The organism is Desulfoluna sp. CLI2B, from assembly GCF_056847375.1.
Genome location: NZ_CP186557.1, coordinates 5,424,358 through 5,446,756, shown reverse-complemented (window position 1 = coordinate 5,446,756; position 22,399 = coordinate 5,424,358). Strand labels below are relative to the sequence as shown.

The 22,399-nt window shown below is 55.5% G+C and carries 21 protein-coding genes and 1 pseudogene; 12 read left to right on the top strand and 10 right to left on the bottom strand.

The genetic code is table 11. The features are described 5' to 3' along the window. Positions 1 to 253: 253 nt before the first annotated feature. Positions 254 to 1,615 (top strand): asparagine--tRNA ligase, encoded by a 1,362-nt coding sequence (gene asnS, locus ACOYW2_RS25380; protein WP_482768375.1) that lies wholly within the window; start codon positions 254 to 256, stop codon positions 1,613 to 1,615. A 250-nt stretch (positions 1,616 to 1,865) separates the two neighbouring features. Continuing rightward, entirely contained in the window at positions 1,866 to 2,312 is a 447-nt protein-coding gene (locus tag ACOYW2_RS25375) for a methylglyoxal synthase (protein WP_482418584.1), read from the top strand. A 480-nt stretch (positions 2,313 to 2,792) separates the two neighbouring features. On the opposite strand, the gene ACOYW2_RS25370 is transcribed toward ACOYW2_RS25375, so the two are convergent. The 6 genes and pseudogenes from ACOYW2_RS25370 to rdgC all read right to left on the bottom strand — a co-directional run bounded on the left by ACOYW2_RS25370 (position 2,793) and on the right by rdgC (position 9,221). Continuing rightward, on the bottom strand, positions 2,793 to 3,569 hold the full coding sequence (locus tag ACOYW2_RS25370; protein WP_482418583.1) for a response regulator: 777 nt from the start codon (positions 3,567 to 3,569) through the stop codon (positions 2,793 to 2,795). Between the two features lie 166 nt (positions 3,570 to 3,735). Then, a pseudogene (gyrB, locus tag ACOYW2_RS25365) lies at positions 3,736 to 6,148 on the bottom strand (DNA topoisomerase (ATP-hydrolyzing) subunit B). Then, complete coding sequence (gene dnaN, locus ACOYW2_RS25360) at positions 6,051 to 7,340, bottom strand: DNA polymerase III subunit beta (protein WP_482768374.1); 1,290 nt, start codon at positions 7,338 to 7,340, stop codon at positions 6,051 to 6,053. Before dnaN ends, gyrB begins: the two are co-directional and overlap by 98 nt. A 732-nt stretch (positions 7,341 to 8,072) precedes the next feature. Then, positions 8,073 to 8,240 (bottom strand): hypothetical protein, encoded by a 168-nt coding sequence (locus tag ACOYW2_RS25355; RefSeq protein WP_482420497.1) that lies wholly within the window; start codon positions 8,238 to 8,240, stop codon positions 8,073 to 8,075. Positions 8,241 to 8,381: 141 nt separating this feature from the next. Continuing rightward, positions 8,382 to 8,600 (bottom strand): hypothetical protein, encoded by a 219-nt coding sequence (locus ACOYW2_RS25350; RefSeq protein ID WP_482420496.1) that lies wholly within the window; start codon positions 8,598 to 8,600, stop codon positions 8,382 to 8,384. A gap of 3 nt (positions 8,601 to 8,603) precedes the next feature. Next, the gene (gene rdgC / locus ACOYW2_RS25345; protein WP_482768373.1) at positions 8,604 to 9,221 is read right to left on the bottom strand and encodes a recombination-associated protein RdgC; all 618 of its coding nucleotides are present in this window, start codon (positions 9,219 to 9,221) and stop codon (positions 8,604 to 8,606) included. A gap of 334 nt (positions 9,222 to 9,555) precedes the next feature. On the opposite strand from rdgC, the gene ACOYW2_RS25340 reads away from it, so the two are divergent. Together ACOYW2_RS25340 and ACOYW2_RS25335 are read left to right on the top strand one after the other, a co-directional pair. Further along, complete coding sequence (locus tag ACOYW2_RS25340; protein WP_482768372.1) at positions 9,556 to 9,942, top strand: hypothetical protein; 387 nt, start codon at positions 9,556 to 9,558, stop codon at positions 9,940 to 9,942. Between the two features lie 54 nt (positions 9,943 to 9,996). Continuing rightward, positions 9,997 to 10,626 carry a lytic transglycosylase domain-containing protein gene (locus ACOYW2_RS25335; protein ID WP_482768371.1) on the top strand — a complete coding sequence of 210 codons (630 nt, stop codon included), beginning with the start codon at positions 9,997 to 9,999 and terminating at the stop codon, positions 10,624 to 10,626. Here ACOYW2_RS25335 and galU read toward each other — a convergent pair. Further along, a complete protein-coding gene (gene galU / locus ACOYW2_RS25330) occupies positions 10,619 to 11,485 on the bottom strand; it encodes a UTP--glucose-1-phosphate uridylyltransferase GalU (RefSeq protein ID WP_482768370.1) in 867 nt (288 codons plus the stop codon). The two genes, ACOYW2_RS25335 and galU, sit on opposite strands and share 8 nt — an antisense overlap. Positions 11,486 to 11,703: 218 nt before the next feature. On the opposite strand from galU, the gene ACOYW2_RS25325 reads away from it, so the two are divergent. Next, positions 11,704 to 12,498: a YkgJ family cysteine cluster protein gene (locus tag ACOYW2_RS25325; protein WP_482768369.1), complete on the top strand. Its 795-nt coding sequence runs from the start codon at positions 11,704 to 11,706 to the stop codon at positions 12,496 to 12,498. Between the two features lie 163 nt (positions 12,499 to 12,661). Here the strand turns inward: ACOYW2_RS25325 and dapA are convergent, their stop codons facing one another. Beyond that, positions 12,662 to 13,699, bottom strand: coding sequence for a 4-hydroxy-tetrahydrodipicolinate synthase (gene dapA / locus ACOYW2_RS25320; protein ID WP_482418575.1), 1,038 nt, complete (start codon positions 13,697 to 13,699; stop codon positions 12,662 to 12,664). Between the two features lie 392 nt (positions 13,700 to 14,091). On the opposite strand from dapA, the gene ACOYW2_RS25315 reads away from it, so the two are divergent. From ACOYW2_RS25315 to ACOYW2_RS25285, 7 genes are all read left to right on the top strand, one after another. After that, positions 14,092 to 14,715, top strand: a complete 624-nt coding sequence (locus tag ACOYW2_RS25315; RefSeq protein WP_180138195.1) for a tetratricopeptide repeat protein — start codon at positions 14,092 to 14,094, stop codon at positions 14,713 to 14,715. Between the two features lie 94 nt (positions 14,716 to 14,809). Then, the gene (locus ACOYW2_RS25310) at positions 14,810 to 15,940 is read left to right on the top strand and encodes a hypothetical protein (protein ID WP_482768368.1); all 1,131 of its coding nucleotides are present in this window, start codon (positions 14,810 to 14,812) and stop codon (positions 15,938 to 15,940) included. 593 nt (positions 15,941 to 16,533) lie between these two features. Beyond that, positions 16,534 to 17,910, top strand: a complete 1,377-nt coding sequence (gene dsrA / locus ACOYW2_RS25305; RefSeq protein WP_482420488.1) for a dissimilatory-type sulfite reductase subunit alpha — start codon at positions 16,534 to 16,536, stop codon at positions 17,908 to 17,910. Between the two features lie 51 nt (positions 17,911 to 17,961). Beyond that, complete coding sequence (gene dsrB / locus ACOYW2_RS25300; protein WP_482768367.1) at positions 17,962 to 19,083, top strand: dissimilatory-type sulfite reductase subunit beta; 1,122 nt, start codon at positions 17,962 to 17,964, stop codon at positions 19,081 to 19,083. Positions 19,084 to 19,168: 85 nt separating this feature from the next. After that, a complete protein-coding gene (locus ACOYW2_RS25295) occupies positions 19,169 to 19,417 on the top strand; it encodes a dissimilatory sulfite reductase D family protein (RefSeq protein WP_180138187.1) in 249 nt (82 codons plus the stop codon). Between the two features lie 65 nt (positions 19,418 to 19,482). After that, complete coding sequence (locus ACOYW2_RS25290; protein ID WP_482420486.1) at positions 19,483 to 19,692, top strand: nucleotide-binding protein; 210 nt, start codon at positions 19,483 to 19,485, stop codon at positions 19,690 to 19,692. After that, positions 19,644 to 20,891 (top strand): cobyrinic acid a,c-diamide synthase CobB, encoded by a 1,248-nt coding sequence (locus tag ACOYW2_RS25285; protein ID WP_482768366.1) that lies wholly within the window; start codon positions 19,644 to 19,646, stop codon positions 20,889 to 20,891. The genes ACOYW2_RS25290 and ACOYW2_RS25285 overlap by 49 nt, the downstream gene beginning before the upstream one ends. A gap of 348 nt (positions 20,892 to 21,239) precedes the next feature. Here the strand turns inward: ACOYW2_RS25285 and ACOYW2_RS25280 are convergent, their stop codons facing one another. Together ACOYW2_RS25280 and ACOYW2_RS25275 are read right to left on the bottom strand one after the other, a co-directional pair. Then, positions 21,240 to 21,797, bottom strand: a complete 558-nt coding sequence (locus tag ACOYW2_RS25280; RefSeq protein ID WP_482768365.1) for a hypothetical protein — start codon at positions 21,795 to 21,797, stop codon at positions 21,240 to 21,242. Positions 21,798 to 21,813: 16 nt separating this feature from the next. Further along, entirely contained in the window at positions 21,814 to 22,101 is a 288-nt protein-coding gene (locus ACOYW2_RS25275) for a hypothetical protein (protein WP_482768364.1), read from the bottom strand. Positions 22,102 to 22,399 lie beyond the last annotated feature (298 nt).

The following is a 22,399-nucleotide window of genomic DNA, read 5'->3' as shown; positions in this document are numbered from 1 at the left end:
TTGAGGGTTTTATTTTACATCGAATTGTAAACATTTCATAATAGACTACATTTCAATAAAATACCATATGCTAAATCCCCAGGGTTAACGCATTTAGATTTTTGCCTCCGACGGCCCTGCCGGGGGACAAACATTCTGGCCGTCTGCACATGTGACAACCCCGTGATACATCTTTCTTGTTGTCCGGGATGGGCCTGGGTATTACACTACGGTCTACCTTAATTACACGAACCAACCAACACACAGGTGTTTCATGAATCGAACAAAAATCAAGGCGCTTCTGGCACGAACCGCTCCCCTGGAAAAAGTCCTGATAAAAGGCTGGGTCCGCACCCGGCGCGACACCAAAGAGTTCTCTTTTCTTGAAATCAACGACGGCTCCTGCCTGGCCTCCATCCAGGTGATCGTGGACGCAGGCAGCCCCGGCTCCGAACACCTCCCCGACCTCTCCACCGGAGCGGCCGTTGCCGTCACAGGAGAGATGGTCCCTTCCCCCGGCAAGGGCCAGGCCTTTGAGATCCGCTCCCATGCCCTGGAGTTCGTCGGAGGCTCCGGAGGAGACGCCTACCCCTTACAGAAAAAACGACACAGCGACGAGTTCCTGCGCACCATCGCCCACTTAAGGGCCCGTACCAACAAATACGGGGCCATCATGCGCATCCGCTCCCGCACCAGCCACCTGATTCACCGCTTTTTCGAGGAAGAGGGATTTTTCCTGATCCACACCCCCGTCATTACCGGGTCGGACTGCGAAGGCGCGGGGGAGATGTTCCGCATCACCACAGTCAAAGGCACCACCCCTGCCTCCGAAGATTTTTTCGGCAAAGAGACCAACCTCACCGTCTCGGGCCAGCTCTCCGCTGAGATGATGGCCCTGGCCCTGGGAGATGTCTACACCTTCGGCCCCACCTTCCGTGCAGAAAACTCCCACACCAGCCGCCACGCCGCCGAGTTCTGGATGCTGGAGCCCGAGATGGCCTTCTGCGACCTGGCCGGCAACATGGACGTGGCAGAAGCCCTCATCAAATACGTGGTGAAAGGGGTTTTAGAGACCTGCAGCGAGGACATCACCCTCTTTGCCAAGTTTGTGGACAAAACCCTCATGGCCACCCTCACCTCTCTGCGGGACGACACCTACGAGCGCCTGCCCTACAAAGAGGCCGTGGAGATCCTCCAGAACGCAAAGAAAAAATTCGAGTACCCGGTCTCCTTCGGCACCGACCTCCAGTCCGAACACGAACGCTACCTGGCCGAAGAGCACTTTAAAAAGCCGGTCTTTGTTTATAACTACCCCAAAGGGATCAAGCCTTTTTACATGCGGGTCAACGACGACGACGAAACCGTGGCCGCCATGGACCTTCTGGTCCCACGCATCGGTGAGCTGGTGGGCGGCAGCCAGAGGGAAGAGCGGGAAGATATCCTGCGCAAACGCATGGCCGACATGAACCTGCCCGAAGAGGAGTACTGGTGGTACCTGGACTCCCGCCGCTTCGGCTCAGTCCCCCACAGCGGCTTCGGCCTGGGCTTCGAGCGGCTGCTCATGCTCCTCACCGGCATCACCAACATCCGTGACGTCATTGCCTTCCCCCGAACCCCGGGAAGCATCGATTTTTAGAAAGCAAGCCTCCGGCGGCCCAGGTGGGGGCACCTGGAAACCCTATGGGTCCGTAAAAACAAGCTACGCCGTGACAAGCCGCAAAAAAAGAACTGCTGGGAAAGTGTCTGAATTGTTTCGGCGTAGCCGCGAAATGATGCTTTAAAACCTGTTTGTCTAACTTTTCAAAAGTTTGGCCCCCGGCAGGGCCGCCGGAGGCTTGTTTCCCCTGTTTGACCATGAAAACCGTTTTTCAGAAATGAGGAGAGATATGGAAGCCAGGAAACGGATTGCCCTTGTGGCACACGATGAGATGAAGCCCAAGATGATGGCCTGGGCCTTGACCCACAAAGCGGAACTGGAAAAGCATGAGCTCTACGGCACCGGCACAACCGGCGGGCTCTTGACCTCGGAGGTGGGCCTTGAGGTGACCTGCCTGAAGAGCGGTCCCCTGGGCGGGGACCTGGAACTGGGCAACCTCATCGTCAACGACGGCCTGGACATGCTCATCTTCTTCTGGGACCCCATGACCGCCCAGCCCCACGACGTGGACGTCAAAGCCCTCCTGCGCATCTCCGCTGTCCACAACATCCCCATCGCCTGCAACCAGGCCTCGGCAGACTTTTTTGTCACCAGCCGCTGGTTCAGCTCACCCTATGAATCAGCCCAGCCCGATTACACAGCCCACATCAACCGAGCCGTCCAGGCTGACACATAACAAAAAAAGCAGCGAAAAACATGCATCCGGCGGCGAGGGTGGCGAAGCCACTATTGCGAAAACACCTCGAAAGCAGGTTGCGAATGCTCCGGGGCTCATCCCTCGCCCCGTCACATCCGCTGACAGGCTTCGCCCGTGACTTAACAGGGCTGTGGATGACATGCTTCAAAGGCGAAGCCTATAAACGAGCAAATACCTGATAAAAAATATTCGCGATTCGCTTGGCGTTGAACGAAATGGGCTCTGGCGACAAAGTATGCCACCTTGAAAGTAAACTGCGGATGCACTTTGCCCCAAAAAACGACCTGCCGGAGGCAAGCTGAGTCGTTACTTCAGAGGAATGACATGGACCTCTCCTGCAAAACCGGTTGTCACATGTCACACCACGCGCGAGTGCCTCGAAACCAAGTGCATCATGTCTGTCTCCATGCATTCGCCATAGGGTTTCCAGGTGCCCCACCTGGCCGCCGGAGGCGGTTTTTAAGAAGGGCTCCGCAGGAGTTTGCGGACTTCGTCGGAGAGACGGGCGAGGCTGAAGGGTTTTTTGATGAACCCGGTGTTGGGTTCGGTGAGGAAGGTTTCCACCCGCTGGTCTTTTCGGTACCCGCTGGAGATGAGTACCTTGACCCCGGGGTCGATGTCTTTGAGCAGGTGGTAGGTGTCGATGCCGTCGATGCCCGGCATGATGAGATCCAGGATAACCAGGTCGATGGTCCCCTTTTCCCGTTTGTAGAGTTCCACAGCCCCGGCCCCGTTTTCGGCGGTGATCACGTCCAGTCCGATCTTGGCCAGCATCTGGGCCCCCACGTCCAGGATAAGGGCTTCGTCATCCACAAGCAGGACCCGGTGGGTCTCCGGCGAGGCCTGGCGGTAGATATCCATGCCGCGGCGCGCACCGCCCGGGGGACGTGCCAGTTCCCTTTCATCCGGCAGGGACGAGACCGAAAAGGCCTTGCCCTCGGAATCTGTGCTTTTTTCCACCACATTGAGGAGTTTTTCGGTGAGGCGGGTTCCGCTTCTGATGTAGCGCTCCATGTTTTTGAGACGCTCGTGGAAGGGATCATCCGCGTCCGTGTCGTGGAGCATGATGGAGATGTTCCCCTGGATCACCATCATGAGGTTGTTAAACTCGTGGGCCACGCGCCCGAAAATCCGGTTGCGCTCCTGGGAGATCTCTTTTTCGCGCAGGGAATCCAGCTCCGCTTCCAGGGCGGCTATTTTCTTTTCCAGTTCTCGATATGTGGGGGTCTCAGCCATTATTGATCTCTTTTCAGGTAAAAAAGTCCAATCCCACGCCGGGCCCAAAAAACCAAAGGGCCCGGACAAAACCTGCCGCACACAAAGAAAGGTGATCCCTTCATCGTACCCCGGCGACCTTGCGCGAGCCCTTTAGAACAAAACGTATCCCTTTGGATACCTGCGGTTAAATATCCAGGGACGAGACCTCAAGGGCGTTCTTCTGGATAAACGCCCGCCTGGGTTCCACCTCTTCCCCCATAAGCAGAGAAAAGATGTCATCGGCATTTTCCGCATCGTCGATGGTCACCTGGAGCAGGGTCCGACGGTCGGGATCCATGGTGGTCTCCCAGAGCTGGTCCGGGTTCATCTCACCGAGACCCTTGTAGCGCTGGATGTTGATCCCTTTCTTGCCGTCCTTCATCACGAGGTCGAAGAGCTTAAAGGGGTCTGTTGCGGTGTGGACCGTCTCGCCGGTTTCACTGTTGGTGACCAGCACCTCCCCGTCCATGACAGCCTGGATCTTGGCAAGGCTTGTTACGGCGGCGATGTATTCGGAGGAGTAGAAGAGCACACGCCCCACCTCCATGGTGCCTCCCATGTGAAGGGTCACCTCGTCGTCATCGGCCTTGACATAGAAGCGGTAGCGCTCCCTTTCCGGGTTGTAGGCCAGTATCGCCCATGTTGAACGGGTGTCGACGACGCGGCAGCGGAAGGCTTCCATCTTCTCACGCTCGCCGCAGCTCTGTCGATCATGCCCTCTTTGAGGCGCCCCCATGAGGAGCCTGCGGTCGTAGCCCCGGCGCTCCATGGTGTCCATGGCCTGCACAAAGGTGGACAGGTCCATGAGCATGTTGAAAAGCTCTTCCCCGGAGATCTCGGTGCCCCCTGCCGTGATGTTGCGGTTTTCAAAAATACGCTTAAAGATAAAATCCCGGTACCCGGTTTCATCCTTTAAGTAGACGCTGCTCTTGCCCTTGCCCACCTTGTAGAGGGGGGGCTGGGCAATGTAGAGGTACCCGCGCTCGATGAGGGCCGGCATCTGACGGTAGAAGAAGGTCAGCAGCAGGGTACGGATATGGGATCCGTCCACGTCGGCGTCGGTCATGATCACCACCTTGTGGTACTTGATCTTCTCGATGTCGTACTCTTCGCTGCCCACGCCGGTGCCGAGGACGGTGATGATGTTCTTGATCTCATCGCTTCGTAAGATCTTGTCGAACCGGGCCTTCTCCACGTTGAGGATTTTGCCTTTGAGGGGAAGAATGGCCTGGGAACGCCGATCCCTGCCCATCTTGGCAGAGCCCCCTGCGGAGTCGCCCTCCACGAGAAAGAGCTCGCGGAACTCGGGCTCGGAGTACTGGCACTCGGCCAGTTTGCCGGGCAGGGTGGAGTCGATGAGGGCACCCTTGCTGCGGGCCAGGTCACGGGCGCGCTTGGCCGCATCCCGGGCACGGGCCGCTTCCACCGCTTTGGTGATGAGCTTTTTGGCCACCGACGGGTTCTCCTGGAGAAAGTCGGCAAACTTTTCGTTGACCAGGGACTCCACCACCCCTTTGACCTCGCTGTTGCCCAGCTTGGTCTTGGTCTGGCCTTCGAACTGGGGCTCGGGAACCTTGACGCTCACGATGGCGGTGAGGGCCTGCAGATGGTGTCGTCCCTGGAGATCTTGCCCGCAGGTTGGCACGTTGTCGCTGGTGGCGTAGGTGTTCACCGGACGGGTCAGGGCGCCTTTTTAGAATTCGGGAAAGGTGAAGCTCCCTCCTTGTGGGGGTGTGGATGTTGTTGGCAAAAGAGTAGATCTTTTCGTTGAAGGTGTCGTTGTACTGAACCGCCACCTCCACCTGGATCCCGTCCCGCTCTCCACCGAAGGTGATGGGCTCGTGCAGGGCTGTCTGGGACCGGTTAAGGTATTCCACAAAGCTCTTGAGGCCCCCTTCATAGTGAAAGGCCTTTTTCTCATCGGAGCGCTCGTCTTCGATGGTGATGCGGATCCCGCTGTTCAAAAAGGCCAGCTCCCGGAGCCGCTTGGTGAGGATATCGAGGTTGAAGTTGTCGTCGTTCATCACCTCGGTGTCGGCCTTGAAGTGGACCCTGGTCCCGCGTTTTTCGGTCTCACCCGTCACCTTAAGGTCGCTGGTCTTCTCCCCTTTGGCAAAGGACATCTGGTGAATCTTGCCGTTCTGGTAGATCTCCAGGTTCAGGAAAACCGACAGGGCGTTGACCACGGAGATACCCACGCCGTGGAGACCACCGGAGACCTTGTAGGACTTGTCGTCGAACTTGCCCCCTGCATGAAGCTTGGTGAGAACCACCTCAGCCGCGGTCATGTTCTCGGTTTCGTGCATGCCCGTGGGGATTCCACGCCCGTTGTCTTCAATGCTGATGGAGTTGTCCGGGTGGATGACGATGGAAATGGTATCGCAGTAGCCTGCCATGGCTTCATCGATGCTGTTGTCCACCACCTCGTAGACCAGGTGGTGAAGCCCCTGGATATCCACGTTACCGATATACATGGACGGTCTTTTCCGGACTGCTTCGAGTCCTTTCAATACCGTGATACTGTCTTGGTTGTAGCTGTTGGTCTGTTCTTCTGTCATGCGTCTCTATAGCCTTTGGCCCACGTGTTGAGTTGATCCCCTGTGTCCCTGCCGTGTCGGTTATCAGGGAAAGGATCAGATCTTCATGGGCATGATGATGCTCAAAAAGCGCTTTGCTTCCACCCCTTCCACAAGGCAGGGGGCGCTGTCTGAGGTTTACCAGAATACGCTCATCGTTTATCACATTCAATGTATCGATTAAATATTTGGGGTTGAAGGCCACCTCCACCTCGTCCCGCTCAAAGGCGATGGCCATGTCCTCTTTGGACTCCCCAAGGTCCGGGTTGGTGGCGGTCACCTCCAGCCGGTTATCGGAAAAGTTGAAGATGACGCTGTTGTAGCTGTCGGACGAAAGGATGGACATGCGCTTGAGCATCATGGAAAAGAGCTTTCGGTCCACCTCGATGTCAAAGGCGTCGTCTTTTTCGATGACCTGCTCGTACTCGGGAAAATCCCCTTCCAGAAGCCCGATGATCACCGTCTCCTTGGCCATCTTGAAGATCAGGTAGTTGTCCTTGACCCCCACCTCCACATGCTCTGCATCTTTGTCGAGGATCTTGGCCGCCTCCATGAGGCCCTTTTTGGGAACGATGACGCTCTCCCCGGGGACAAAGTTGGCGTCGTCTCCGATTTCCACATCCACCTTGCACAGGCGGCGGCCGTCCGTGGAGACCATGCGCATCAGGTTCTGGCCGCCGCGCTGGATCCGTTCAAAACAGACACCGGTGATGTGGGCCCTCTTTTCATCGGAGGGTGCCTGGATCATCACGGTCTTTTCGATCATCTCACGCACGCCGCCCGTGGGGACGCGGGCAAAGACCACTTCGTCCACCCTGGGGACATCGGGGAAGTCGTCCGGGCTCATGCCGACAATATGGTAGACGATGTTGTTGTTCTTGATCTCGATCCACTGGCGCTCGATCTCTTCGATGAGAACATCTTCACCCGGAAAATTCTGGACAATCTCAAAGAGCTTCTTGGCATTGATGGTGATGGCGCCTTCCCGCTCCACATCCGCGGTGTAGTGTCCTTCAAACCCTGTTTCAAGGTCCGTAGCCACAAAGGAGATGCCTTGGCCTTCCCCTTTGATCAGAACATTGGCGGTAATGGCCAGGTTGCTTTTACGTCCTGTAATCCCCTGTACCCGTCCAAGAATGGTGGAGATATCTTTTTTGGCTATTTTGAATTTCATGAGGTTTTCCAAAGTTTCATGCTGAATCCGTGGTTCGATGGTCGGTGCAACCGGTACTGGTGTCCGAAGGTGCAGCCGGGGTGTGGTCGAGACTGGGATCAGGTCGTTCAATCAAGGGGTTTGGATTCAACGATTCGGTTTGTGAATGAAGGGGTCCAGGACCTGATCACCCCCTATGTCATAGTAAGTTATACCGAAATTATCAATATAAAAAAAAGTCATTTACCCCTTTTTTGGGGATCTTCTGGGGGGCTTTTGGGTCTGTGTTTGGAAAGTGGTCTAACTTTTTAAAAATTCTTTCCGTTTTCATTGTGCGGAATGTGTGAAGGCAGCCTTTCCGGCTGCCTTTTTATGTTGGGTGTGTTTCAGGGACAGGAAGTGTGAAGAGGTAGGGGGTATGTTCTTATTTTTAATTTTTTATAAAAGATCATCATAATAAAGGGTGTTGATAAGTGACATAAGTAGGATAAGACCTTTAAATAAAAGAAGATAAAAATGTCAAAAAACGGATTTATTCGGTCTAAAGCGTTGTTGAAAACCACCTGCTTTTTGACAGGTTTTGAAAAATTGTTGATAACCCTGCAGGTTTTGAACAATCCGTGAACCGGTTTTGGACAACAAAAAAGGGGCGCGGAAGACCGCACCCCTTGGGATATTCGTGCAAACCCCCTGTATATACAGGGGGTTTTGGTTATGAACAGGTTATGAACAATAAGAAAAACCTTTTTGTTTCTAAGATGTTAACCAGACCTTGATGGCGGGAACCGTCTCTTTTTTCCAGGCCTCGGAGATGCGCAGCCGCACAAAGTCACGGAAGAGTCCCCCGGTAAGATCCACAATCTCCCGGGAGAGAAAGAGCTTGTCGATGACGGCCCCTTCGGTTTCATCGCCCGATTCCACCGGGGGCGTCTCAGGGGTTTTCAGACCTGTGATGTTGAAATTTTCGCCCTTAAGGGTAAAGGTCCAGCCCAGGTCCCCTTTTTGTCCACGGGGGTGTTTAGGTAACAGGACCCCTTCCGGGTAGGCGGTTTCTGCCTCGCTTCAAGTCTGCGTTGCTCTCGCCGTTGATGGTAACGCCTCCTCCGGTGCCTTCGCTTCCCGATCACTCCGAACGATACGGTTGCCCACGGTGAGCTGTACGGGCATGCCCTCGTCGTCCTTGAGGCGCTCGGGGTCATTTTCCAGGGTAAACCAGAGCCAGGTGAGGAACTCATGGCCGAGGAATTTGTATTTGTTGTATAAGACAGCGATGTCGAGCATGGGTTACTCCGTAAAATCTTCTGGGGTGATGGACGAGAGGCGGTCCCGGTCCGTGTCGGAGAGGGAAAAGGTCAGGTCGGCCTGGGTGTAGGGAAACAGGCGAATGAGTTTCAGGCCGGAAAAACTTTTGTTGAAAAGGGTCTCGAACTCTTCGTTGGCGGCCTTCTGGGTGGAGTAGAGCCACACCTCCTGCTCCTCGTACTGCCACACCACGTCAAAGACGTTTGGCGTGGGCGGGATGCGGATGGTGAGGACGTTCATGACGTGCTCTTTGATCTCGCTTTTTTCGTTTTTCGACAAAAACTCCCGGTCGCTTTCAGCCAGGCGTTTGGCCGAGGCAATGGCCACCTGCTGCACAATGTCGAGGTGGGGATCGGACTTTTTGTCGATACGCATGCCAAAGACGTAGTGGGTGCCGATCTGAAAGGTGGCGTCGTCGAAATCGGGGGTATAGGGGGCCTCAAAGGAGGTCCAGCCCACGGCCATGTCCTGGGCTTCGTTGTCAATATCGGTGATGATCTGTTTTTTTAGCCCTTTGCGAACCTGCTCGGTGGGGTTTTCCGAGAAGCTTCCCTCCACCCGGTATCGGGCGATGGTCTGGGTGGCTGATAACAATCCCATAGGGTAGTCCTTCGTGGTGTCGGTTGGTTGTGTTGATAACCCGGCGGCATCGTTTCCTGTGCACAAGGGGTGTAACAAAAAGGGGGCCGGGTTGATGAGGGGCACCGGAAAGAAGGGCTTTCCAGGCGGCCCAAAGGCATTTTATATCGTGAATACTGGAGCCAAACAAGGCATTATATCTTGATTTTTAAGGGGGCTGCCCCGTATACCTCGTTTACGGATTGCGCTGTGAACCCATCATTGAGAAATGGAAGAAAGGGCGCATCCAACCTGTGAAAAAGGCCCCATACCAGGGGGGGCAGCCCCATAGCCGATGTAAAAATGGAGTTTAACGATGACGAAAAACTGTGTAAAATCAATGAAACTTGAAAACGGCCTCACCTTGATACTTGAAGATGCGTCCCGAAGGATCAGCGAGGACGCCTTTGTGGTGACGGCCCTTTTTTCCATTGAGTTCGAGGTGACCGAGACCGAGGCTACTGCCGTGGGCCTTTCCCTTCCCGAGTTGACCAAGGCCCTGGGGGGAACCACAGCGCGCTATGAAAAACGGCTGGAGCGCAACTTTATTGCGGCGTCTGACAAAGAGAGGGTCTTTGACGAGGTGACAGGGTCCTTTCTCAAAACCGGCCTGGCGTATCTGTCACACCCTTCATTTACAGGGGGGGTGGTCCGGAAAACCCTTGTGGAAAAACGGGGACGGTACAACAGCATCGGGTCGTGACACAAATGAAGGTCTAATTTTGGTACAGGGGGCGGTATGGCGCGGAGTCGGTGGATGATTGTGTTGTGGGTGGTCATGGGATGGACCGCTGCGGAGGCCGACATCTATATCTACAGGGACGCCTCGGGCACCCTGTGCTATACCGATTCTCCGGACGCCCGCCAGATCGACCTCATGGGGGCACGGCCCATGGGGGGGCAGAAAAAGAAACCAACGGGGAGAATGTGGAGCTCGTCGGCCTATGACGCCATCATTGTCCGTGCCGCCGAGGCCCACAGCATTTCCTTTGCCCTGGTGAAAGCCGTCATTCACGCGGAGTCGGGGTTTAACCCGAGGGCCCTCTCCCCCAAAGGGGCCAAGGGGCTCATGCAGTTGATGCCGGACAACGTCACCTATTACAAAATCAAAAACCCCTATGACCCCTATGAAAACATCATGGGGGGCACAGCTTACCTCAAGAGCCTGCTCACCGATTTCAAGGGCAACCGGAAACTCGCCCTGGCAGCCTACAACGCAGGTCCCACCACCGTCAGACATCACAAGGGCATCCCGCCCATTGCCGAGACCCGGGCCCAACGCCGCCAAAGTGAAACGTTTCATTCTGATCAGCAGCCATTGATTCAATGCATCAGCACAGGGTGGGGCGAGAAGGTCGTTCCCCCCTCGCCCGGGGTGATCAGTTGAGGAGGGTCTGGAGGTAGGCGGTGAGGCGGCCCTTGATCTCCGGGTTGTCCATGGCATAGGCGATGTTGGCCATCTGGAACCCTGCCTTGTCCCCGCAGTCAAAACGGGTCCCTTCAAAGAGAAAGCCGTAGATGTCCTGGGTGGTCAAAAGTTTTTCCATGGCGTCGGTGATCTGGATTTCACCGCCGGCACCGGTCTCTTTGGCTTCCAGGAGGTCGAAGATCTCAGGGGTGAGAATGTAGCGGCCGATGATGGCCTGGTTGGAAGGGGCCGACTCCGGGTCGGGTTTTTCCACAAGGCCCTGCACTCGGATGAGGCTGCCGTTTTCACTGGCGCCATCCACAATGCCATACTTATCCGTCTGGCTCGGGTCCACCTCCATCACCGCCACCATGGAGGACTGGGTGTCGTCAAAGGCCTCCATCATCTGGGAGAGGACAGGGTTTTCTGCCTTGACCAGGTCGTCGGCAAGGAGGACGGCAAAGGGCTCGTTGCCCACCACGTCCCGGGCGCACCAGATGGCATGGCCCAGTCCCAGGGGTTTGTTCTGACGGGTGTAGATAATGGTTCCGGTTTCAGGGACCAGGGCCTCCATGAGTTCCAGGGTCTGGTCCTTACCCCGCTCCTTTAAGATAGACTCCAGTTCATGGGAGTGGTCGAAGTGGTCTTCCAGGGCCTCCTTGCCCCTGCCGGTGACAAAGATGATCTGCTCGATGCCGGCGGCCAGGGCCTCTTCCACGGCGTATTGAATCAAAGGTTTATCCACCACGGGGAGCATCTCTTTGGGGAGGGCTTTGGTTGCCGGAAGGAATCGTGTGCCGAGACCGGCAACTGGAAACACCGCTTTTCGTATTTTCATAGAGTCGAATCCTGATGGTTTGATGTTGTGAAATTGTGAGTCGACGACGGCGGGCAGTGAGACTTTTTTGTTATACGGTGAATGGCGTCCGAAATCAAGGGGTGTCGGTAAATTTTTATTGTAAAACCGGAGTGAAATTATTATGTTACTCCTTTTTTGGGAACTAAAAACACATATGGGACGTGTTTTTGACATAGAAGGAGTGAGGAGCGATCAATATGAGTGAATCTGAAAAAAAGGCAGACATCGTACCGGTGCGGTTGGGACGCAGCTCCGGTTTTCAATTTGAATGCCACAAAGGTGTCAGCTGTTTCACCAAATGCTGCCGGGGGATCGATATCATCCTGACCCCCTACGACATCATTCGCCTGAAAAACAAGTTGGAACTTCCGTCCGAAGAGTTTCTGGCAATCTACACCGAGCCCCAGCTGTTTGAAAAAACCGACCTTCCCGTGGTGACCCTGAAACTTCTCGATGACGAGATCCGGTCCTGTCCCTTTGTGCGGGACGAAGGCTGCCTTGTCTACGACGACCGCCCCACCACCTGTCGCTACTACCCCTTGGGGGTCGGCAACCTCAGCCACGGCGAAGACGGCGGTGACGACGACAAGGATTTTTTCTTTTTCGTCAACGAGCCCCACTGCAAAGGGTTTGAAGAGGCCAAGGAGTGGACCGTGGATTCCTGGCGAAAAGACCAGGGCGTGGACATTCACGACGAGATCAACGCGGGCTGGGCAGATCTTATCGTGCGGAAGCGCAGCTTTCCCCCCAACATCCAGTGGACCCCCAAGGCCAAAGAGATGTTCTTCATGGCCTGCTACAACCTGGACGCCTTCAAGCGGTTTGTTTTTGAGAGCCCTTTTCTCGACAAATTCGAGGTGGAGGAAGAGCGTATCGAAAAGATGAAGACCGACGAATTGGCGCTGCTTGAGTTTGGTTTTCTCTGGCTCAAGGATGTTTTTTTCTTAAAGGAAAACGAGGATAAGCTGTTCAAGCCGAAGAACCCGGCATAGCCTGGGACGATGGCAGCCTTTTTTAAGGCTGTTTTGATAAAAAAGGGTCAATTGTTCATAACTTTTCAGGCAAAAGGCCCTTGATCCCGTTTATTGTTCATAAAAAAAGCCGACTCCCAAAGGGAGCCGGCTTTTTTTGTGCAGTTAAGCCTTCAGGGGGCCGTTAATAGGTCTCGTCATAGACAAGGCTCTCCAGAAGGGCTTTGTCGGTGAGGCGGGCCTTGATATCCACCCCGAAGAAGGACTCCACCGGAGCCAGGAGCTCGGGGTTGTTGTCCATTACTTCGGTGAGGTAGCCCACCACCACGTCAAGTCCCTTGCGGGTCATTTTACCCAGGGGCTTGCGGCAGGATCCCGAGGGCATCCCCAGAAGCTGCATGGCGGTTTTCACGGCCAGGGGGTTCCGGGCCAGGCACTTGACCTCGCCGAAGGGGGTCTCCTCCATGGTGACCACGCTGGTGAGCTTGAACAGCGGGGTGAGGGCCTTGTGCAGGGTCTCGGCTTCATCCATCTTGCCTTCGGCCACAAGCCTGATGAGCTTTGAGGCAGGCCCGGGTACGATGTTGGAGGCCACGGAGATGACACCGGAGGCGGCAATGGCCGGGTCGGTCATCATCTCCACCACCAGGGCGTCGTCTCCCGAGAAGATGTTGAAGTCGGGGCCGCAGACTTCGCGGGTGCGCTTCATGTTGTCCAGGTTGCCCGTGGCCTCCTTGACGGCTGAGACGTTGGGGCACTCCCGGTGAAGCAGGGCGATGTCTTCGGGAAGCATCTGGGCGCCGGTGCGACCGGGGATGATGTACGGAATCACCGTGATATCCGGGAAGGTCCGGGCCACGGGGGTGACATACTCTTTTCTGATCTCAAGGGAGCTGGGGCCGTTGTAGTAGGGGTCCACGAGGAGGACCGCGTCCACCCCGGCTTCCACGGCGTGCCGTGTAGCTGAAAGCGCCTCGTTGGTGTTGTTGCTTCCGGTGCCCGCAATACAGAAACATTTCCCCTTGGTCTGTTTGGAAATAATCTCTATCAGGCTGTTGTGTTCGTCCCAAGCGAGTGTGGGGCTCTCGCCGGTGGTTCCGACGGCCAGGATTCCTGTGATGTCGTTTTCGATCTGAAAGCGACACAGTTTTTCGAGGCCCTCGTAGTCCACAAGATCATTTCTAAAAGGGGTGATCAGTGCTGTGTAGCAGCCTTTTTTCATTGTCTTACCTCTGGCTTCGCAAATGTGACTGTAAGGTGGCTAAAGATTACAAACCTTGGAAAAATATAAAAAAAAAGAATGGTGTGTCAATACCAAAGGCTTGATTTCAAGGGGAAGGCCCCTACCTTTGTTGGTTTGGGATCCCCACCGGAACCTGTTTCGCATGAAAGGGGCCAGACCCTTTCGATTTGATTTGACAACCTTGGGAGGGCGTTATAGTTTGTGAATTTATTAAAAAAAAAGAAACCGAAGAGGCGGGTTGCACCTTTATATAAGGGGGTGTGCCCACTTTTTTCTGGCCGTGACATAAAAAAAATACCCGGTTCTGAGCGAGGGGTGCCCGGTTTGGGGTTTCTTCTCGTTTTGGATGGGTTACCAGACAAAGAGGGATCATGCAAAAGCCGAAGAACGCGCAAGAACATATTGCTCAACTGAGGGATGCCATTGCCGGAAATCCCGATTGCGGAAACAGCCACTACAACCTGGGCGTGGCTCTGATGGGATTGAAAAAATATGATGAAGCCGAAGCCAGCTTCAACGAGGCCGTGGGATGCAGTCCCACCCTCGCCGAAGGTTATGTGATGCTCGGCAGCATTGCCCTGCAGCGTGAAGATGTGGAGGGCTGCCTTTATTATAATAAGCTGGCCACCAAGTCCCGGGCCGGGTTTGCCGTGGGGTACGGCAACATCGGTTTCATTGAGCTGCAGCGCGGCAACGTGGACGAGGCCATCAAGAACCTTCAGAAGGCCATTGTGCATAACTCCAAGTTTGTCCAGGCGTACACCACCCTGGCCAACGCCTACCTGATGAAGGGCCTGGTGGACGAGAGCATCACCACCAGCAAGAAGGCCCTTGAGGTCCAGCCTGATTTTCCCATTCCCCACCACAACCTGGGGATCGCCTACATTGAAAAGGAAGAGTACGCCAAGGCCATTGAGCACTTTGACATAGCCCAGTCCATGGGCTACGAGGTGCCTGAGGCCCTGCTGAAAGAGGTGGAACCCCACCGCAGCTAAGCACTCGGATTCAAGGCCCCCTGCACACACTGCAGGGGGCTTTTTTTATGGCAAATACCTGCCCTGCAACCTGAAATTGATGAAGAAGCAACCCATGAAGATTACCTGGAGTCTGCCCGGTCACAGCCGCGGCGGTCAGATCGATGACGCAGTCCTTGCCACCCCGCTTCCTGCGGACCGTACCTGTGGGGAAGCGACCTTGTGCTACGGCCACTATGTCTGTGCCGTAGAGACCGTCCTTGAAAAAGAAGCCGCAGGCAGGGGAACCGGTCTGTTTCGCGCCTTGTTCTCCGCTCCCCTTCCCACCGTGGGATCTGTCCATGTGGAGATCCTCAAGCACGGGCACTTTTATCATCCGGCCCGCATGACCGTGTGCTCGGATGCAGGAGAGAGATCCCTGGTGGTGAACCTGGCCGTGACCCCCGAAGGGGGAGCCTGCGCCGAAGGGGAGTTTGCCCTTTTGAAACAACTCTCCTGCCGAAGTGCGGCCCTTCCCGAGGTGTACGCCCTGGACGCCGTGGACGTGGACACCCACCGCGTGGTGCTTTTTTTCGGGGAGTGGTTTGAAGGCTTTCACGAGTTTCACCAGACCCGCCATGACGGGAAAGACCGTGTGGTGGTGTGGGCCGGTGACGATCACGTCCTTTTACCCCCCCACCAGGAGGCCTCGGTGTATCGTCAGGCCGCCGAGATCCTGACCCGGCTCTACAACCCCCTGACCTTTGAGCTGGTGCAGCCCTGGCACCATGCGGCAGGGGATTTTGTGGTGAACATCGATGGGGAAGACCCTAGGGTTCGCCTCATCACCGTGCGGCAGTACACGCCCATGGCCGATGTGGAGGAGCCCGGGGCCGAAGAGCTTCTGGAAGGAGCCCTCTATTTTCTCATGCTCCTGAGCCTGCGGAACCGGTTGGATCGCTACGACGGCATCGGTGAGGTGGCCTGGGTGGGAGATCACTGCGTGCCCGCCACCCTCCAGGGGTTTTTCGACGGGGTGGCCCACCTCACCGATGTGGGGCCCCTGGAGGGCTCCTTCGGTGACTGGGTGGGGCGGTATCTGGTCGCCCATACACTGGAAGATTTTGTTGAGACAGCCTGCGGGGTGGTTTCGTCCTTCAACCCAGGGGCTTCTGAGATGGGGGTGGTGACGGCAAAGGCTGCCGAGCACGGGGCCGCGTTTTACCGTGCGGTCCAGCGGATGAATACCGAGGAAAACAGAAAATAATTCTGATTTATTTGTTCATTTAAATTGAATAAAACTAGGCATATCTTCAAAGGCGGGCCCCCCATGGGGTCCGTTTTTTTTATGTTTAAAAGTAAGTATTGAGATAAGAAATCAATGTGTTGATGTATGGGGGGAGATGGCCTGCGATGATGTGACTCGCTGTGAAACACGATGAGATATTCCCTGAAAGGTGTTATTTGCAGAAGGGGTCTGTTTTTGACCCGATTTTATGATTGCGATGTAGATATCGATAGGTCTCAATAGATTAACTCGTCTCACAATTTAACGGGAAGGCGATGCGCGGGCATGAGGCCTTGAAAGGCCTTTGGAATGTAAAGCCTTAATAACCACGGGAAAAAGCTTTTTTATTGACAAGAAAAGGCAATAACTTTATACCATGGAGTTTGATAATAGGGCCATTATAGTTGATTAATGGAAATTGCATAGACAGTAGCAGCTGGAACGGTTTGTTTTGGCTGTTATTTTATGTGGTTTAAGGTTTAAGGTTTGAGTGACTTGGCAATCAAAGTCAAATGGTTTCATTTGATTTCGTCTTGTTGAGTTAAAATTATTTATTCAATGGAGGTAAGGCAATGGCAAAGCATGAAACCCCTTTGTTGGACGAGCTGGAATCCGGGCCGTGGCCAAGCTTTGTGTCCGACATCAAGCAGGAAGCCGAAGTCAGGGCAAAAAACGAAAAAGGAATTGATTTTCAGATTCCTGCTGAAGCTTGCGACGACCTGCTCGGTCTTCTGGAACTCTCCTACAAGGACGGCACCACTCACTGGAAGCACGGCGGCATCGTAGGTGTTTTCGGTTACGGCGGCGGCATCATCGGGCGTTACAGCGACAAGCCCGAAGAATTCCCCGGCGTGGCTTCCTTCCATACAGTACGTGTGGCTCAGCCTGGTGCAAAGTACTACACCACTGAGTACCTGCGTAAACTGATGGATCTGTGGCAGTTCCGTGGTTCCGGTCTCACCAACATGCACGGTTCTACCGGCGACATCGTTCTGCTCGGTACCACCACGCCTCAGCTGGAAGAGATCTTCTACACCCTGACCCACGAGATGGATCAGGACCTCGGCGGTTCCGGGTCCAACCTGCGAACCCCCGCTGACTGTATCGGTCAGTCCCGCTGCGAATACGCCTGCTACGACACTCAGGAGCTCTGCTACTTCCTGACCATGATGTACCAGGATGAGCTGCACCGTCCCGCGTTCCCCTACAAGTTCAAGTTCAAGTTCGACGGTTGCCCCAACGGCTGCGTGGCCTCCATGGCCCGTTCCGACCTCTCCTTCATCGGTACCTGGAAAGATCAGATCCAGGTGGACCAGGCTGAAGTGGCCAAGTACGTTGACGGCACCAACCCCGCCAACGCCGGCGCTCACAGCGGTCGCGACTGGGGTAAATTTGATCTGGACGCCGAAGTACTTGCCCTCTGCCCCACCGAGTGCATGAAGTACGAGAACGGTGAACTCAAGATCAACGACAAAGAGTGTAACCGTTGCATGCACTGCATCAACGTTATGCCCAAGGCTCTGAAAGTCGGTAAGCAGCGTGGTGTTTCCATCCTCGCCGGCGCCAAGGCCCCCATCGTTGACGGCGCTCAGATGGGTACCCTCGTGGTTCCCTTCCTTGAAATCGACCAGACCATGAACAAGCAGCTGGCCGACTTCGACTCCGAAGAAGAGTGGATGGAGTACCTGGAAGAGAAATACGAAGCGCTCACTGAAGTCATCGAGTCTGTCTGGGATTACTGGATGGAAGAGGGCAAAAACCGTGAACGTCTCGGCGAGCTGATGATCCGTCAGGGTCTCCAGAAATTCCTTGAGAAGATCAACATGGAGCCCCAGGCCGTACACGTCGATCATCCCCGTACCAACCCCTACATCTTCTGGAAAGAAGAAGAAGTTGAAGGTGGCTGGGACCGTGACATCAACGAATACAGAAAGCATCACGCACGCTAGGAGGGGTATACCATGGCTTTTATTTCCTCAGGATACGATCCCGAAAAACCGATGGAAGGTCGAATCACGGACATTGGCCCGAAGCATTACGACCAGTTCTATCCCGAAATTATCAAGAAGAACAAAGGCAAGTGGAGCCACCACGAGATCCTCGAGCCCGGCGTTCTGGTCCACGTGGCTGAAAGCGGTGACGAAGTGTTCACCGTACGTTGCGGCGGCGCTCGTCTCATGAGCTCCACCCACATCCAGGAGATCTGCGACATTGCTGACAAGCACTGCGACGGTCGTCTGCGTTTCACCACCCGTAACAACATCGAGTTCATGGTGGATTCCAAGGACAAGGTTGAAGCCCTCAAGGCTGATCTTGCCCAGCGCAAATTCCCCGGTGGGTCTTACAAGTTCCCCATCGGCGGTACCGGCGCCGGTATCTCCAACATCGTCCACACCCAGGGTTGGATTCACTGCCACACCCCCGCCACCGATGCCTCCGGCACCGTAAAGGCAACCATGGACGAAGTGTTCTCTGATTTCCAGGATCACAGACTGCCTGCCAAGCTCAAGATCTCCATGGCTTGCTGCCTCAACATGTGCGGCGCGGTTCACTGCTCCGACATCGCCATCCTCGGTTACCACCGTAAGCCTCCCATCTTGGATCACGAGTACCTTGACAAGGTGTGCGAGGTTCCCCTGGCTGTAGCTTCCTGCCCCACCGCGGCCATCAAGCCCGCCAAGGTAGAGCTCCCCAGCGGCGAGACCGTTAACTCTGTAGCGGTTCGTAACGAGCGTTGCATGTACTGCGGTAACTGCTACACCATGTGCCCCTCCATGCCCCTTTCCGACGCCGAAGGCGACGGTATCGTGCTCATGGCTGGTGGTAAGGTGTCCAACCGTATCAGCGCACCCAAGTTCTCCAAGGTTGTTGTGGCCTTCCTGCCCAACGAAACCCCGCGCTGGCCTTCCATGACCAGAGCCATTGACGAGGATCAGATGAGCAGTACGCCAAAGGCGCCCGTAAGTACGAGCGTTTCGGTGACTGGGCTGAGCGTATCGGTTGGGAGCGATTCTTTGACGTGTGTGAACTCGACTTCACCCACCACCTCATCGACGACTTCCGCGATGCTGCGTACCAGTCTTGGCGTCAGACCACTCAGTTCAAGTTCTAATTCACGCTGAGCACGCATCCATTTCGTATGGAAATGGATAACTTGCAGGGGACCTGGTCTCCAGGTCCCCTGCCCTATAAATTTGGAGGTCCCCAATGGCATTAGAAAAAGAAGCAGCCAAAGAGGTCATCATCGAGAAACTGACCAAGAAGTCCAAATCCAAGTCCAAGTTCTACTTGAAGGATTTCTACGCATTCTTCCCCGATGAGAAGCCCCGCGCCGTAAAGAATATCGTGAACGCCCTCGTAAAAGACGAAGTTCTCGAGTACTGGTCCAGTGGTTCCACCACCATGATCGGTCTTAAAGGCCAGGGCAAGCAGGCCGGCGCAGAAGGCGAAGAGTAATCTTCCCCTGTTTCGCTGACAGGCTTTCCAGCGTATTTGTCTAAGACTCCCAAGTGCAGTGATTGATGAAATCTGAAAGAATCAGCAGTATCCCAGGCCTTTTTATTTCCGCGCTTCGCGGTGGATCAGGGAAAACCATTCTGACCATTGGCATCACCGCTGCACTGAGGAGTCTTGGCAAACAGGTTGCCCCCTTTAAAAAGGGGCCCGACTACATCGATGCCGGGTGGCTCTCCCTGGTGAGAAATGCTGCTACAACCTCGATACCTACCTGATCGACCACGACACCGTGGTCTCCTCCTACCTTGCCAATTCAGCCAAGCTGGGCGCGGACATCGCCATTGTGGAAGGCAACCGCGGCCTTTACGATGGCATCGACATCGACGGCAAGACCAGCACCGCAGAAACCGCAAAGCTTCTCAAGGCACCCGTGGTCCTCGTTCTGGATTGTTCCAAGAGCACCCGCACCATGGCAGCGGCCGTCCTGGGATGCCTCCACTTCGACCCGGAGCTTACCATCGGCGGGGTGATCCTCAACCGCATTGCAGGCCCGCGGCACAAGAACAACCTGATCAACAACATCGAATACCATACCGGTGTGAAGGTGATCGGGGCGGTGCCCAAGCTCAGGACCCATGATTTCCCCGAGCGGCACATGGGCCTTGTTCCCACCCCTGAACACGACTGGGCCTTTGAGTCCGTAAAAAACGCCGAGACCATTATCCGGGATAATGTGGACGTGCCGGGTATCATCTCCCTTGCGGAAACAGCCGAGCCCTTTGAGCGCACCGTCAGAGTCCCCGAGGTCGAGGCCGCAGGTACCGACGATCGACCTGTCATCGGGGTGATTCGCGACGCCTCCTTTCAATTTTACTACCCGGAAAACATCGAAGCCCTGGAGGCCGAAGGCGCCCGCGTGGTGATGATCAGCCCCTTAAGGGACACCGAGCTCCCCGATGATCTTGACGGGGTCTACATTGGCGGGGGCTTTCCCGAGACCCACGCCCGTGAGCTGGGTGAGAATGTGAGCTTTCGCCAGAGCCTTCTTGCCCGCATCAAAGAGGGCATGCCCCTTTACGCCGAGTGCGGCGGTTTGATCTACATGGGAGAAGAGCTCGAAGTGGATGGAGAGATCCACCCCATGACCGGTCTGTTTCCCCTCTCCTTTTCCGTGTCCAAAAGGCCCCAGGGCCATGGGTACGTGGTGGCCGAGATCACCGGGGAGAATCCCTTTTTTGAGGTGGGAACCCGCATCAAGGGCCATGAGTTCCGTTACTCCAAAATCACCCGATGGGACCGGGAAGACAATGACGCCGCCTTTACCATGGCACGGGGCACGGGCATGGCCGACAAGGCCGACGGCATCACCAAGTACAACGCCCTGGCCACCTACACCCACATCCACGCCCTGGGCACCCCTGCCTGGGCACCCTCCTTTGTTTCCAAAGCCTTAGAATACAAAAATCGATCTTAACAATCCCGGCTGATGCGGCCCGTCCGCAAGACCACCCCTATTGCCTCGCCACCTTCACAGAAAGCGGTGCTGTCGCGCACGTAGGCTCTTTCTTTAAACCACTATGACGGGTTGTATCTGTAAGGTTACGGCAGGCGTATGCCCGCAAGGAGATCTCAATGGATATTTTTTTTGAGGGATTTGTGTACTTGTGGGGCGGGATGAAGGGATGACCGGCCATCACGCCGGAAGGTGCGGAAGCCGCACCCGCACATGGGAACACCTGTTTAAAAAACGACATGTCCCGTGCGGGTGGGCTGCGTGCACCCTCCGGCGCCTGGTAAGCCCAAGGGGCCTTTTAGCAGGACATTAAACCTGCTTGAAGATATCCCCAACCATGCGGGGATTCCAGGTACCCCGGCCGGATCGGGTGGGGACCTTGGCCTTTAAAAAGGCCGTGGCGATGCGGGTCTGGGTGAGGCCCTGGGTTTTGAATTCGGCCATCACCTCCATGAGGCGGTCCTTGAAGGCCCCTTTGTCTTCGGCGCCCATGACGGCGAGCTCTGCTGCCACGCTGTCCAGATCGCTGTCGCTGGGGGAGGCGGGCTCTGCTACAGGGGCAGCCGGTGCGGGCTTTTCCGCCGCAGGAGCAGGTGCGGCCTCAACCGCAGCCCTGGGTGATACGGCAGCAGCAGGGACTGGTTGAGCCTCGGGGGCCTTGGCCACGGGCTGGGCCGGTGCAGGCTGATTACCCTTCATGGCCGAGTCGCGTTTTTTCTTCTGCTTGAGGAGCCACTGGGTCACCTGCTTGGCCTTTCGGGTGGTGACGGCCTTGAGCTTCATCTCTTTTCGGTACATGGCCGCGTCCATGACGAGGACCCCGTGGGGATCGGTGAGGACAGACCCCGGAAGGTCGGTGCTCTCCACAGCCCATCCGTCGTTTTCAAGCCAGTAGATGCGCTTTCCTTCTGTCCATGGGGCCTTTGCCGATGACGCCCTTGATCCAGACCCAGCCTTTGTCGCAGCGGTTCTGGATGAGGCCGCTCATGAGGGCCACGCTGCGGTTCTGGCTCTTTTCATGGATATGGTAGAGGTTTTCGGCCATGATGGACTGGACAGCCAGTTCCATGCGCTCAGATTCAATGAGATCTCCCAGCAGGGAGAGAGGTTTGCACGCTCTTTTCGATTTACCGGGTTTGAAATGAACCCTGATCTTTACATCCTTCTTCAACGGTCTCACTTCCTGTCATGACTTGCTGTGCGTTTGCTGTGACGGCTTGGAACACAAAACGGCCCACGGGAACACATAGTAAGGATCGCTTCCCCCGACAAAGGGAAAACCCGCCTTAACCCTTGGCTGATTTGACTCAATACCCAGGCGGATCGCAACGATGAACGGGGTCTATGTGTTGTCGTGGGCCCTTAAAAAGCCGCACCGAAGGAAATCATTTGGCGGTATCACGGGTGAGACCCCTGTCTCCCCTACCGAAGAAAAATGCTTTCACTTCAAGATGATGGGTTTGAGAAAT

Bases quoted from the DNA above. Each gene is read 5' to 3' on its own strand.
- dnaN (WP_482768374.1), bottom strand. From the start codon at position 7,340: ATGAAATTCAAAATAGCCAAAAAAGATATCTCCACCATTCTTGGACGG.
- ACOYW2_RS25315 (WP_180138195.1), top strand. From the start codon at position 14,092: ATGCAAAAGCCGAAGAACGCGCAAGAACATATTGCTCAACTGAGGGAT.
- dapA (WP_482418575.1), bottom strand. From the start codon at position 13,699: ATGAAAAAAGGCTGCTACACAGCACTGATCACCCCTTTTAGAAATGAT.
- galU (WP_482768370.1), bottom strand. From the start codon at position 11,485: ATGAAAATACGAAAAGCGGTGTTTCCAGTTGCCGGTCTCGGCACACGA.
- ACOYW2_RS25340 (WP_482768372.1), top strand. From the start codon at position 9,556: ATGACGAAAAACTGTGTAAAATCAATGAAACTTGAAAACGGCCTCACC.
- rdgC (WP_482768373.1), bottom strand. From the start codon at position 9,221: ATGGGATTGTTATCAGCCACCCAGACCATCGCCCGATACCGGGTGGAG.
- ACOYW2_RS25335 (WP_482768371.1), top strand. From the start codon at position 9,997: ATGATTGTGTTGTGGGTGGTCATGGGATGGACCGCTGCGGAGGCCGAC.
- asnS (WP_482768375.1), top strand. From the start codon at position 254: ATGAATCGAACAAAAATCAAGGCGCTTCTGGCACGAACCGCTCCCCTG.
- ACOYW2_RS25370 (WP_482418583.1), bottom strand. From the start codon at position 3,569: ATGGCTGAGACCCCCACATATCGAGAACTGGAAAAGAAAATAGCCGCC.
- dsrB (WP_482768367.1), top strand. From the start codon at position 17,962: ATGGAAGGTCGAATCACGGACATTGGCCCGAAGCATTACGACCAGTTC.
- ACOYW2_RS25325 (WP_482768369.1), top strand. From the start codon at position 11,704: ATGAGTGAATCTGAAAAAAAGGCAGACATCGTACCGGTGCGGTTGGGA.
- ACOYW2_RS25375 (WP_482418584.1), top strand. From the start codon at position 1,866: ATGGAAGCCAGGAAACGGATTGCCCTTGTGGCACACGATGAGATGAAG.
- ACOYW2_RS25290 (WP_482420486.1), top strand. From the start codon at position 19,483: ATGAAATCTGAAAGAATCAGCAGTATCCCAGGCCTTTTTATTTCCGCG.
- ACOYW2_RS25310 (WP_482768368.1), top strand. From the start codon at position 14,810: ATGAAGATTACCTGGAGTCTGCCCGGTCACAGCCGCGGCGGTCAGATC.
- dsrA (WP_482420488.1), top strand. From the start codon at position 16,534: ATGGCAAAGCATGAAACCCCTTTGTTGGACGAGCTGGAATCCGGGCCG.
- ACOYW2_RS25295 (WP_180138187.1), top strand. From the start codon at position 19,169: ATGGCATTAGAAAAAGAAGCAGCCAAAGAGGTCATCATCGAGAAACTG.
- ACOYW2_RS25350 (WP_482420496.1), bottom strand. From the start codon at position 8,600: ATGCTCGACATCGCTGTCTTATACAACAAATACAAATTCCTCGGCCAT.